The 12,550-nt window shown below is 57.6% G+C and carries 12 protein-coding genes; 4 read left to right on the plus strand and 8 right to left on the minus strand.

Translation table 11 applies throughout. The features are described 5' to 3' along the window. Positions 1-15: 15 nt before the first annotated feature. From H1Y61_RS23385 to H1Y61_RS23405, 5 genes are read right to left on the minus strand one after another with little or no spacing between them, the layout of a single operon-like run. On the minus strand, positions 16-726 hold the full coding sequence (locus H1Y61_RS23385; protein WP_180575281.1) for a DUF624 domain-containing protein: 711 nt from the start codon (positions 724-726) through the stop codon (positions 16-18). A 12-nt stretch (positions 727-738) separates the two neighbouring features. Continuing rightward, the gene (locus H1Y61_RS23390) at positions 739-1,848 is read right to left on the minus strand and encodes an ABC transporter ATP-binding protein (RefSeq protein ID WP_180575282.1); all 1,110 of its coding nucleotides are present in this window, start codon (positions 1,846-1,848) and stop codon (positions 739-741) included. A gap of 14 nt (positions 1,849-1,862) precedes the next feature. After that, entirely contained in the window at positions 1,863-3,035 is a 1,173-nt protein-coding gene (locus H1Y61_RS23395; protein WP_180575283.1) for a glycoside hydrolase family 88 protein, read from the minus strand. 4 nt (positions 3,036-3,039) lie between these two features. Further along, the gene (locus tag H1Y61_RS23400; protein ID WP_180575284.1) at positions 3,040-3,876 is read right to left on the minus strand and encodes a carbohydrate ABC transporter permease; all 837 of its coding nucleotides are present in this window, start codon (positions 3,874-3,876) and stop codon (positions 3,040-3,042) included. A gap of 3 nt (positions 3,877-3,879) precedes the next feature. After that, on the minus strand, positions 3,880-4,842 hold the full coding sequence (locus H1Y61_RS23405; RefSeq protein ID WP_180575285.1) for a carbohydrate ABC transporter permease: 963 nt from the start codon (positions 4,840-4,842) through the stop codon (positions 3,880-3,882). Between the two features lie 212 nt (positions 4,843-5,054). Here H1Y61_RS23405 and H1Y61_RS23410 point away from each other — a divergent pair, with 212 nt between their 5' ends. Together H1Y61_RS23410 and H1Y61_RS23415 are read left to right on the plus strand one after the other, a co-directional pair. Next, on the plus strand, positions 5,055-6,863 hold the full coding sequence (locus H1Y61_RS23410; protein WP_180575506.1) for a heparinase II/III domain-containing protein: 1,809 nt from the start codon (positions 5,055-5,057) through the stop codon (positions 6,861-6,863). Positions 6,864-6,874: 11 nt separating this feature from the next. Continuing rightward, positions 6,875-7,660 carry a carbohydrate-binding protein gene (locus H1Y61_RS23415; RefSeq protein WP_180575286.1) on the plus strand — a complete coding sequence of 262 codons (786 nt, stop codon included), beginning with the start codon at positions 6,875-6,877 and terminating at the stop codon, positions 7,658-7,660. A 3-nt stretch (positions 7,661-7,663) separates the two neighbouring features. Here the strand turns inward: H1Y61_RS23415 and H1Y61_RS23420 are convergent, their stop codons facing one another. The 3 genes from H1Y61_RS23420 to H1Y61_RS23430 all read right to left on the minus strand — a co-directional run bounded on the left by H1Y61_RS23420 (position 7,664) and on the right by H1Y61_RS23430 (position 9,340). Beyond that, positions 7,664-8,425 (minus strand): FadR/GntR family transcriptional regulator, encoded by a 762-nt coding sequence (locus tag H1Y61_RS23420; RefSeq protein WP_180575287.1) that lies wholly within the window; start codon positions 8,423-8,425, stop codon positions 7,664-7,666. 110 nt (positions 8,426-8,535) lie between these two features. Further along, positions 8,536-8,793 (minus strand): WGR domain-containing protein, encoded by a 258-nt coding sequence (locus tag H1Y61_RS23425; protein WP_180575288.1) that lies wholly within the window; start codon positions 8,791-8,793, stop codon positions 8,536-8,538. 106 nt (positions 8,794-8,899) lie between these two features. Beyond that, the gene (locus H1Y61_RS23430; protein ID WP_180575289.1) at positions 8,900-9,340 is read right to left on the minus strand and encodes an RbsD/FucU family protein; all 441 of its coding nucleotides are present in this window, start codon (positions 9,338-9,340) and stop codon (positions 8,900-8,902) included. A 360-nt stretch (positions 9,341-9,700) separates the two neighbouring features. On the opposite strand from H1Y61_RS23430, the gene H1Y61_RS23435 reads away from it, so the two are divergent. Together H1Y61_RS23435 and H1Y61_RS23440 are read left to right on the plus strand one after the other, a co-directional pair. Then, the gene (locus tag H1Y61_RS23435; protein ID WP_180575290.1) at positions 9,701-10,762 is read left to right on the plus strand and encodes a sn-glycerol-3-phosphate ABC transporter ATP-binding protein UgpC; all 1,062 of its coding nucleotides are present in this window, start codon (positions 9,701-9,703) and stop codon (positions 10,760-10,762) included. 99 nt (positions 10,763-10,861) lie between these two features. Further along, positions 10,862-12,523: an ABC transporter substrate-binding protein gene (locus tag H1Y61_RS23440; protein ID WP_180575291.1), complete on the plus strand. Its 1,662-nt coding sequence runs from the start codon at positions 10,862-10,864 to the stop codon at positions 12,521-12,523. Positions 12,524-12,550 lie beyond the last annotated feature (27 nt).

A 12,550-nucleotide genomic window follows, 5' to 3' on the forward strand; every position in this document is an offset into this window, starting at 1 on the left:
CCTCCCAGCGGCTTCCTATGATATTTCTGTCGTTCGATAAGAAGTATCTTGCTCGGCCAAAACCAGCGCCGCTGCCCGATGCGCGCCGAATGAAATGGCGAACATTCCAAGTGAAAAATTGATCATTGCCGGCATGAAGACAGAAACCGGATAGAGCAGCACATGCACAAGCCAAAGGGCCGCGATAAACACCAGCGCCGCCACCGTCGGCAAAGGTCGCAGAAGGGTTGCCAGCGCCGATAGCCGCAGGATCTCCAGGGCGCCACGCTTGCTCATCACCGCAAGCACGATGAAATGCGCCGACCACACGCCAACAAAACCGGTCGCGACAAGGCTGACAGCCAGGGGACCCGCGTAGATCAGGCTGTCGCGCACTTGGGCGCCATAGGTTAAGATCGCACAAAAACCGATCCACAGCGCCAGACCGGTTGCCAGACCCCATCCCGTTGCCACGGCGACATAGCGACGAAAGGCTTCGGCAAAATCACGCAGCAGGTAGACATTGCGGTCTTCCACCATGGAACGGCAAATACTGGCGGTGGCGAAGAGGGCAGCGGGCAGCGTGACCATGGGCAGCGCAGCGACCAGAAACAGAAGGTTGAGCTTGACCAGTTCCCACCATTCGCGCCCGATGATCTCGCAAAACAACGCAAGGCCGGTGCGCTTCGGCGCATCCTTGGCGATGCCCTTTCCTTCTTTCGTCCAGATCGCCTCCAACCATTGCATCGTGTTGTCCTGTCAGTAGAGGATCGACCGCTCGGTCTGCGGGTCAAACAATTGCGCGTTGGTCATGTCCGCGGTGAGGCGCACCTGCTCACCCAGCCTGGCCTTGAAGCGCGGCGACACGCGGGCAACGATGGAGCGCCCGGCGACGACGAGATTGAGATGCACTTCCGAGCCCATCGGTTCGGCCAATTCAACGACCGCCTCAAAGGGTGCCGTATTGGCCGGATCAATATCGCCCGGTGCCAGCTCATGGAAATTTTCAGGCCGTATGCCCAAAACGATGTCGCGGTCCAGATAGGGCGCGATGCGGCTCTGGTCGAAGGTGCTCGGCAAGGGGAGGGCATGATCGTTGAAGACGGCGACGAAACCATCCTCCTGGCGCCGGATCGTCGAGGGCAGCATGTTCATCTGCGGCGCACCGATAAAGCCCGCCACGAACATGTTGATCGGATGGTCATAGAGCCGCTGCGGCGTATCGACTTGCTGGATATGACCATCCTTCATGACAACGATACGGTCGGCCATGGTCATGGCTTCCACCTGGTCGTGGGTGACATAGATGAAGGTAGCATTCAGCCGCTTGTGCAGCTTGGATATTTCGGCCCGCATCGTGCCACGCAGCTTGGCATCAAGGTTGGACAGCGGCTCGTCGAGCAGAAACACTTCCGGATTGCGCACCATGGCACGGCCCAGAGCCACGCGCTGGCGCTGGCCGCCCGACAGCGCCTTGGGCTTGCGGTTCAACAGATGAGTGATGTCGAGGATCTTTGCCGCTTCCTGGACTTTTGTCTCAATCACATCGCGCGGCGCTTTCCGCAGCTCGAGCCCGAACGCCATGTTCTTGTAGACAGTCATATGCGGATAGAGCGCGTAGTTCTGGAAGACCATGGCAATGTCGCGATCCTTCGACGGCACGTCATTCATCAGGTCCTCGCCGATCAGCAATTGCCCGCCGGAGATCTCCTCAAGCCCCGCAATCATTCTGAGCGTGGTGGATTTGCCGCAGCCGGACGGCCCGACAAGGATGATGAATTCCTTGTCAGCGATCTCAAGGTCGATATCGTGCACCACTTTCAGTGCACCGAAGGATTTGTTGAGCTTTTTCAGCGAAATGCTTGCCATTTATCCCTCACGCATCACCAATAGGAAGACCAGTTGCGCGACAGGCGCGTCAAAGCTTCCATGTAATAGTAGTCGCCCCAGGACACGCACTCATCGACACCTTCGCCGCGACATGTGTTGTGTGGGGTTTTCTTCGAATAGGTGCCATGCAAAACAAGCCCGTTGGAAAGGGCCGGGTCCTTGACAGCATAGTGATCGGCCAGACTTTTCATCATCCTCCGGGCCAGATCGCGGTAGCGTGCGGCGTCCGCGTCTTCCACGAGATCGGCCATTTCCAGAAGGCCGCAGGCGACGATGGAAGCAGACGAACTATCGCGCGGTTCGCCGTCCTCTGCCGAAAAGATCAGGTCCCAGACCGGCACGAGATCGTCTGGGAGTCGCTGCAGATAAAAGCCCAGCAGCCGCTCAAAAGCGTCGCGGTATTCGGCAATGCGCTCGTAACGATAGGACAGGGCCATGCCAGCAATGCCCCAGGCCTGCCCGCGTGCCCAGAAACTGTCGTCGCTATAGCCCTGCTTGGTCACGCCCCGTACCGGAGCGCCGGTCGTGGGATCCATGTAGAAGGTGTGATAGGTGGAGCAGTCCTCCCGCACCGAATGGGCAAGCGTGGTGCGCGCATGGGAGAGCGCAATCTCGCGGTACTTTTCATCCCCTGTTTCGCCTGTCGCCCAGTAGAGCAGCGGCAGGTTCAACAGGCAGTCGATGATGTAGCGGTATTCGTTTGGATTGCCCTTGGCGCCCCAGGCCTGGATAAATTGTCCGATGGGCTGGTAGCGTTCGATCAGTTGGTCGGCGGCCAGGAGTGCCGCCTTGCGTCCATCCTCGTCGCCCACCAGTTTCCACGCGGCAATGCAGGAGGGCGAATAGAGAAACCCCATATCGTGATGGTCGGTGGCGATACGGTTCTCGATGCGATGCAGGAAGCTTTGCACCTGAATCTGAGCGGCATATCGAAAGACCTTATCGCCGCTGTGCTCATAGGCGAGCCAGATTTCGCCGGGCCAGAAGCCCGCCGTCCATTGGTCATTGGCAACCGCTGGATACCGGTTGCCGACGCTGGAATGGTTCTGCGCCGCATAGGTGAAGTCAGGCAGATTGCGCCGCACCTGGGCGACAGCAATGTCGAGTGCCATGGTCACCTGTTGATCGGTGATTGGCTGTGGTGCGTTGGAAAACATGGCATTCATGGCATCACCCCTTCAGCCCGGTTGATGCGACGCCTTCGACGAAGAAGCGCTGCAAGGCCAGAAAGACGACGAGCACGGGAATGAGCGCGACGACCGACGCCGCCATGATCAGCCCGTATTCGGCGGAATATTGCGAGATGAACATCCGAAGCCCGATCTGGATGGTCTTCAACTCGGTCTTGGTGAGATAGATCATCGGCCCCAGAAAATCGTTCCAGGTGGTCACGAAGGTAAAGATCGTCAGGGTCGATAGCGCTGGCTTCGACAGCGGCAGCATGATCTTCGCCCAGATCTGATATTCGTTCATGCCGTCGATCCGGGCTGCTTCGCAGAGCTCTGTCGGGATCGACATATAGAACTGCCGCATCAGGAAGACGCCGAAGGCTGTAAAGGCTTGAAGGCAAATCAGCGCCAGATGGGTGTTGTTCAGCCCGAATTCCCGCATCAGCAGGAATTGCGGCACCATATAGACCTGCCAGGGCATGGCGATGGTAGCGATATAGCCGAGAAACAGCGTGTTCTTGAAGGGAAAATGCAGTTTGGCGAAAGCATAGGCTGCAAAACTCGACGTTAACAATTGCAAAAGCGTGACGATGATCGTCAGTTTCGAGGTGTTGTAGATGAACAGGGCCAGCGGAATCTTCGTCCAAATATCGACATAGTTCTGCCAGCGCGGATGGGCCGGTATCCATTCGATGGGAAACACGAAGACGTCGCGGTCGAGCTTCAGCGAGGCTGACAGCATCCACGCAAACGGCAGCAACATGATGATGGTGACGGCGATGACCGTTGCGTAGATGGCAATTGTCGAAACCCTGATCCTGCGTCCGGCAATCCGCATGGTTCAATCCTCCCTCTGGCGGCGGAACTGGACAACGGTGACCGCCAGAACCAGGAAGAACAACACCAGCGCGATCATGCTGGAATAGCCGAGATCCCAGGAAATGAAGGCTTCGTTATAGATATGGTAGACTAGCACGAGGGTCGAGGTTCCAGGCCCGCCCTGGGTGATCATATAGACCTGATCGAACACCTTGAAGGATTGGATTGTCAGCATGACCGTGACGAAAAACGTCGTTGGAGCAAGCTGCGGCACGGTGACATGCCGGAATTTCTGCCAGCCATTGGCGCCGTCGAGACCGGCCGCCTCGTATAATTCGGCATTGATGCCCTGTAGCCCGGCCAGATAGATGACCATGTAATAGCCCATGCTCTTCCAGATACCGAACAGGATGACGGTGACCATCGCCCAGTGCCGGTCAGCGGCCCAGCCGGGCATGTCGTTGGGGTCGAGGCCGAGCGTGTAGAGCAGCATGTTCACCGGCCCCATTTCGGGGTTGAACAGCATGTTCCAGACGACAGCCACGGCGACCAGTGACGCGACATAGGGAAAGAACATCGCGGTGCGGAAGAAGTCGCGACCACGGATTTTCTGGTTGAGCAGGATGGCGAGGCCAAGCGCGCAAGCAAGCGTCGCAGGCACCGAGACAAGAGTGTAGATCACTGTGTTCCAGAAGGCGGAGATAAAGGCCTTGTCTTCAAACAGCCGCCAGAAATTGTCGAGCCCGGCAAAGGTGATCGGGTTGGAACCGTCCCAATGCATGAAGGCCAGCGCAAAGGCAAACAGGATGGGACCGAGCGTGAAGACGGCAAAGCCCAGGAAATTCGGAGCAATGAAGGAATAGGCAATCAGCGCATTTTCGATCCGCCGCCGGCGCTTGGACACGATCCGCACCCTGCGTTTCGAGGTCGCACCTTTGCCGTTCTCGGCGCTGCCGCCAGATAGAACCGGACTGATGACCGTCATCAGCTTTCCTCCCGCACGAAGCCGTATCGTGCCATGCTCAAGCGTTCCATGCGGGGCCGCCTGTCGGTTGCACCCGTCTCCCGATCCTTGCATAGCATAGATCGGTTATTGGTCAAACAACTTCCTATTACATCAGACAAATTTACTGGAAAGGTGAAAATAGGTATGATAGCAGGGGATTGCTAGACGGTGAGGAAGGGGAGGTGAGCACAATGTTCAGCGAGCATATCGGCAGCTTGCCGCCCTATCTGGCCGATTTCCAGCCAGCCTCAGGTCCCGATATTTATACGCTGCTGCAACGATTGGGCGCCGACCATCTCACCGCCCTTAAGACCGCAGGTCGTACGGCGCTGGAGGCTGAATGGCCGCAAATCCTCGCCTCTCATTACCGCGATTATACCCAAACAGGCAATCGCTCGCGCTTCGAGGATCTATATTTCCGCCGCCGCCTGATGCTGAATGATCTGGTTCTGGCGGAATGTGCGAAAGGCAAAGGGGAGAGCGACGGGGGCGACTTCATTGACGCCATTATCGATGGTGTCATCCTGATCTGTGAGGAAAGCGGGTGGCAATTGCCAGCGCACAATGCCTATGGACGCGGCGGTCCGCGTCAGCCTTTACCCGATCCTGATGACCCGGTGGTCGATCTCTTTTCGGCAGAAACGGCGGCGAACCTGGCAACCGTTGTTTGGCTGCTGAGACCGGCTCTTGCGCAACGCGATCCGCGCCTGCCTGCCCGCATAGAACAGGAGATCCACCGCCGTATCATCACCCCTTATCTTACCCGGCATTTCTGGTGGATGGGGCAGGGAAACGAGAGGATGAACAACTGGACTGCCTGGATCACCCAGAACGTCCTCATCGCCACGTTTTCCCTGCCCACCAGCCAGGAGATTCGCCGTGCAGTGCTGGTCAAAGCGCTGGGCAGTCTCGATGCCTTTCTCAACGACTATGCCGAGGACGGCGCCTGCGAGGAAGGCGTGCTCTATTATCGCCATGCCGCTCTCTGTCTGTTTGGCGCCATGACCGTGCTGGATCAGGTCGTGCCGGACCTGTGCCGTCCGCTTTGGCAGGCAGCCAAGATCCGCAATATGGCGGAATACATCCTCAATATGCGTGTGTCTGGACGGCATTATGTCAATTTTGCCGATTCATCCGCAGTTCTGGAACCCTGTAGCATCAGGGAATATCTGTTCGGCGAAGCGGTCGGCTCGAAGGCGCTGATGGATTTTGCCGCTGCCGATCTTCAGCAATCCGCAGATCCTCTGCTGTCGAAAGAGTGGAACCTTTGGTACCGGCTGATGGCAGCCACACGCTTGCCGGACGTTAAGCCTGCGCCCGCAAAGCCAGCGGCAAAAGGTGATATTTTCTACCCCGGCACCGGGCTTTTCATCGCCCGCGACAACCGTTTCGATCTGGCGGTGAAGGGTGGACACAACGGCGAAAGCCATAATCATAACGATGTCGGCAGCCTGACGCTTTACAAGAACGGACAACCATTTCTCATCGATATCGGCGTCGAAACCTATACGGCCAAGACTTTCTCGCCGCAGCGTTACGAGATCTGGACGATGCAATCAGCTTACCACAACCTTCCTGCTTTTGCGGGCATCATGCAGCAGGAGGGGCCGGAATGTGCTGCACGCGATGTCGAGACGGCTTTCGAGGTGGAGGAGGCCCGCATTTCGCTGGAGATAGCCGCAGCTTACCCGAAAGAAGCAGGGCTGCGCTCTTATCGCCGCAGCGTCAGGCTCATTCGCGGCAGCCATATCGAGATTATCGACGAGCATGATGGTGACAAGCCTGCCGTTCTATCGCTGATGACCTGCATTGCGCCACGCGTGGAAGCAGGGAGGCTGGTCCTGGACGGGTTCGGCGAAATTAGTGTGAGCGGTGCGGCAGAGCCAATCATCGAGGCAATCGATATCGGTGATCCCCGGCTGCGGCAGGCATGGCCGGAGAGAATTTTCCGTATTCTGCTGCCGTTTGAGACATCGCGCTTATCGCTGACGATTACTTGAGGAGGGTGAGAATGAGAGTGACACTCACGGTGGTGGATGCTGCGGGCCAAAATCTGGCGCAGAGCAGTGCGGACGAAGACGCCTTTCTGGTCTATCGTCAGCCCTACCGTGACGGCGACCAGCTATTGGTTGAAGTGTCAGAGCCCGGTCATATCCGTCTGGCGTTTGATGCCGCCATAGCACCGGCCATCCTCTATCTGCCGCAGGGCCGTTTTAGCTTTTCCATACCGTTCGGCGCCAGAAAGATCGCTTACCCACCCCATGCCTTTTGCGGAGACCTGCACCGGCTTCACGCTGCGAAGGCGAGGCCGGAAGAGGTAGCAGCACAGAGAAACCTTGCCTTTAACCCCCTGGATGACCACGCCAATTCTCAAGCTTTTCCGCATGTCGAGGCCAATGTCGAAACACGCGGGGAGGCGGCCTTTGCAGTTCGCAATGTCATCGATGGCGAGCGGGCCAATAGCAATCACGGTTTCTGGCCGTTCACCAGTTGGGGGATCAACAGGGACCCGCAGGCTGCCCTGACCCTGTTTTTCGGTCGCCCGGTCACGCTCCGTGAAGTGGTGCTCACTCTACGGGCTGATTTCCCGCACGATGCCTGGTGGGAAAGCGCTGTTTTGAGCTTTTCGGGTGGAGAAGAAACGCAGTTGACGCTGGTTAAATCCTCTGCCGCCCAGTGTTTTAGCCTGCCCGAAACGCACACCGAATGGGTTCGGCTGCACAGTCTGGTGAAAGCCGATGATCCATCGCCGTTTCCGGCGCTGACCCAAATTGAGGTTTGGGGTACGGAAGCCTAAAATTCAGGTCTCGCTGCCGATACCGCGCAGATCGCGCAACAGATCACGGTAGCGCAACTGGCTGCCGCGCAAATGATCCTGCATAGCGGCGCGGGCGGTTTTTTCGTCGCCGTCGGAAATCGCCACGACCACGGCTTGGTGTTCCCTGTGGATGAGGCGGCGATAGGCCGTTTGTTCAGCAGCCCGGTTTTCCGCAACCACTTTGGACTGAGGGATAGCGGATGCACCGTGCATCTCGAGAAATTGCGTAAACAGCGGATTGTTGGTGGCCGCAGCAATCGCCATATGCAGGGCCAGATCGGCCTCTCGAATGGAGCGGTCGGCCTCGATACAGGCCAGCAATTTTGCATGGCAGTCGAAAATCGCTTCCTCCTGCGCCGGCGAACGGCGCAGCGCGGCAAGCCCGGCAGCCTCTATCTCCAGCGGCGTGCGGATCTCCAAAACCTCAAGATCTGAGGACAATCGGGCGCGATCAAGCTTCGACGGGCTTGAGCGTGATTGATGATGATTGAGGACGAAAATGCCTGCCCCTTGGCGCACCTCCACCAGCCCATCGTAACGCAGGCCGGTCACGGCCTCACGGATGACGGTCCGGCTGACACCATGGGCCTCGGTCAGCTCCATTTCGCTGGGAAGCCGATCGCCCGGCGCATAGTCCCCGCCAAGGATCGCCTTGCGAAGGCTGTCGCTGACCTGTGCAACCAGGGAGCCAGCACCCTTGGCGCGTGTTTTCACTTGACCGGTCACACCATTCACCACTTTCATGCCCTGCCGCTTAGGGCAGAGCCGCCTTCGTCTCTCTAAGTAGAATATGTATGATGAATCGCACGCAAATTCAACTGCTCTGTAAAAGAGTATGAATATGTCTGATGTCTTCAAGATAGACGACCCGCGTCATGGTAACCTCGTTTTCTTTTCGTCCGCTCCAGGCGTGAAAGCACCCGCTGGGCATCCTCCTTTCGATCAAAAGTCTCGATCAGGGTCTGGCCTGCCGTCCCAATCCGACCCCAGTTGCGGATCACCGAGGCGCCCCCGAACAGGGTCGGTTGCAGCGCGAGCGTGTAAAAGCGCCGCATGTTTTGCGACGGATCAATACGGCGAAGTTGGACCGGGCTGTTGTTCTCTTTCTCCATGGCCAGAGTCTGGCGTGGTTCGATTCAAGCGTCCAACGAGTTATCTGAATCGATCCGGCCTGATCGATTCACCCCTCTGATAGATCAAGACACATTTGCTTTCGAATCAAACGACGCCTTTGCTGAAAATAAAACATCCGTAGGGGCCGGGATCGGACGTTCTGACGATCGCAAAGGACGCCTTTGCCTCAGCATAAAACGCGAAACGTTCCAAGGCGTCGATCTTGACCGGTCGTCCTTCTGCATGGTCCACCACACGCTGGATGGCCGAAAAGATCGGCACCTGCCCATCGGGATCGCCAACCACCTGCATTCTCTTCACCGGCGCTTCCACAAAGGTATCGAGGGGGAAAAGCGTCAAGATGGCCGCCGTGGCAACCTCAAGACCGCAACCCGACAGATTGATCAGCTTGCCATAAGTCGTGTGCTTGGCAATCGTCTCGGCCGGATGGTTGATATCGCACAGCACCAATTGGTCGCCGTGGCCCATCAACATCAAGGCATGCAGCAACTCAGCGTTCAAAACCGGATCTATTCCCTTCAGCATTGGCTTGCCTTCCCTTTGTAGTCATGAATTTCTTCACGATTTAACATATTTTTGTGATGTTCCCGATGCGGCGATGCTTAAACAGGGCGGCGCGACGCGCTATACTCATCGCAATTCATAGTTCAACGTCGCCAAAACTTCCGTTTCGACTGCGCTTCGATGAACGTCGAAAATATTTAAGCGAAACGCAATAACGGACTTTACCAAAATAAAAGACTATGTGAAGTTCCTGGCGAAGACAGCGTCTTTCGGGACGCAAGGACTGGGGCGGCGAGAGGGAGGTCTCCAACCGTTACGGTTTTCCGGAAAACCGCTTAAACGGCGTGCGCAAGGCGCGCCGTCCTGGGAGGAGAATTGCTTTTGGCATCGATGAATATCGTCAATGTCGGCAAGGCCTATGGTAGCCTGAGGGTTATCCATGGCGTTTCTGTCGAGATTCCTGATGGTGAATTTGTTGTTCTTGTCGGCCCATCGGGATGCGGAAAATCCACGCTGCTGCGCATGGTTGCCGGGCTGGAGCCGATCACCTTTGGCGATGTCGTTATCGACGGAAAGGTCGTCAACGACCTGCCGCCAAAGGATCGCGATATCGCCATGGTGTTCCAGAGCTATGCGCTTTATCCGCACAAGACGGTGGCGGAGAATATGGGCTTTGCGCTGAAGATGCGCGGTGAAACCAAGCTGTTCATTGATGAGCGCGTTCGCAAGGCAGCGGAAATTCTCGATCTGGTCCCCTATCTGGCCCGCTATCCCCGTCAGCTTTCCGGCGGCCAGCGGCAGCGCGTGGCGATGGGCCGGGCGATTGTGCGAGATCCGAAGGTTTTCCTCTTCGATGAACCACTGTCCAATCTCGATGCGAAACTGCGCGTGCAAATGCGGGCTGAAATCAAGGAATTGCAACGCCGTCTGGCGACGACGATGATTTATGTGACCCATGATCAGGTTGAAGCCATGACCATGGCGGACCGTATCGTCGTGTTGCGGGATGGTCGCGTCGAGCAGATTGGCTCGCCGCTGGCCCTTTACGATGCGCCAGCCAACATGTTCGTGGCTGGGTTTATCGGTTCGCCGTCGATGAACCTGATCAAGGGACATATCCGGGCATCTGCAACGCCGTTTTTCGAGACCGAAGAGAGCATCCGACTTCCCTTGAATTCGGCTCCTGCAGGTTCGGACGGACGAGCGGCTTTCTACGGCATTCGGCCTGAGCATTTTGTGCTTGGCGGCGATGTCACCGCCAACGTCACCGTGCTGGAATCGACCGGAACGGAGACCCAGGTCTTCGCCCGGCTTGGCCAGCAGAAAGTTATCGGCGTGTTCCGCGAGCGTTTGGCAGAGCCGTCCGGACAGATGATTGCCATGACGCCGAACCCGGCCATGGTCCATCTGTTCGACGGTGAAACGGGGCTGCGGTTGGAATAGAGGTTGTCAGGGAAAAGCGAGAGTCTGCTTTCGCCCGTCCACGGGAGGGGACATGTGAAAGCAGTTATTTGACATAGGCGAACAAGGGAGGAGATACGCATGAAAGTCAGCGAATACGAGAGGATGATGGCGATAGGGTTGAGCCGCCGCGCCATCCTGAAGACCGGTGCAAGCCTTGGGGCTGTGGCGGCTGCCGGTGGGTTGCTGGGCAATGCTGGAACGGCACTTGCCGATGAAGCGTCCCTGCGCACCCAGATCCTGCAAATACCCGGCGTTGGAAAAGGCTCTCCCACCGATGCCGATTGGCAGAAGGTCGGCGAGCTGTGCCTGGAGGCCACGAGGAAGACCGTCAAGAAGGGAGAGTTCGCTGGCGTCGAACTGTCCTTCATGGGCCTGAACAATCAGAATCTGCACAATGTGCTGTTTCGCGGCTTCCTGAAGCCCTGGGAGGATTATACCGGCGCGAAGATCACCTGGATCGACCTGGCCCAGGCAGATTACAATCCCCGTCTTCAACAGGCGATTGCCACCGGCACCGTGGATTTCGACCTGTTGGAAATGGGCGCGCCATTTGAAGGTGATGTCTGCGGCAAGGGTCTTGCCTCGGAAATGCCGGACTGGGTAAAGGCCCAGATCGACATGGATGATTACGTCGATTACCTGAAGGCCCCGGTCGGCACCTGGGGTGGCAAAGTCTACCGTGTCTCGGTGGATGGCGATTGCCACAACTTCAACTACCGCAAGGATTATTTCACCGACGCCGATCTCGCCAAGGCCTGGAAAGCCGAAGGCCATGCGGGCGAATGGGGCGTGCCGAAAACCTGGCAGCAGGTTCAGGAAGCGACCAAGTTCCTCAAGGGCAAGAAAATCGCCGGTGCCGATGCCATCGGCTATCTCGACGCGCCAAAGGCCTGGGGTGGTTTTGGCTTCTACTTCCTCGGCAGCCGCGCGACGGCCTATGCCAAGCACCCGGCTGACAAGGCCTGGCTGTTCGACATCGATACGATGAAGCCGCGCATCAATAATCCTGCCTGGGTGCGCGCTATACAGGACGTGGTCGATGCCCTGCCTTCCGAAGCCGGTGACCAGCTGAATGCCGATCCGGGGACGACGGCGTTCCAGCAGTTTCTGGCCGGAACCGGCTCCATGGTCTCCTGGTGGGGCGATGTCGGGCAAAGCGCCCAGACCAGCGATAGTTCGGTGGTGGGCGATACCATTGCCTTCGACATTCTTCCCGGCTCCGACGATGTCTATAATGCCAAGACCGGGAAATGGGAGACGCTGGCCAGCGGGCCGAACTATGCGCCCAACATGGCCTATCTGGGTTGGGGCGTTTACGTCATGGCTCGTGTCGATAAGGACGAGAAGAAAAAGAAGGCGGCCTGGAGTGCGGCAGCCCATCTCGGCGGCAAGGATCTCGCCTTGTGGACGGCAGCCTACCCCTCCGGCTTCCAGTGCTATCGCAAGAGCCAATTCGATATCAAGGAATGGGTGGCAGCGGGTTACGAGGAAGCGTTCATCAGCAATTATCTCGCCTCGCAGTCGAAGTCCTACAACCACCCGAACGCTGCCATCGAGCCGCGTATTCCCGGTATCTTCCAATATTACAGCGTGGCGGAAGATGAATTGGCAAAGGTGTTCGCCGGAAGGGTGAAGCCCCAGGAAGGCGCCGACGCTATTGCGGCTGCTTGGGAAAAAATCACCGATCAGCTTGGACGCGACAAGCAGATATCACTCTACAAGGCCTCGCTCGGCGTTTGAGCCATGCCAGCAGCGGGAAATTGCCGC

It is taken from the genome of Agrobacterium vitis (genome assembly GCF_013426735.1).
Taxonomy (GTDB): domain Bacteria; phylum Pseudomonadota; class Alphaproteobacteria; order Rhizobiales; family Rhizobiaceae; genus Allorhizobium; species Allorhizobium vitis_D.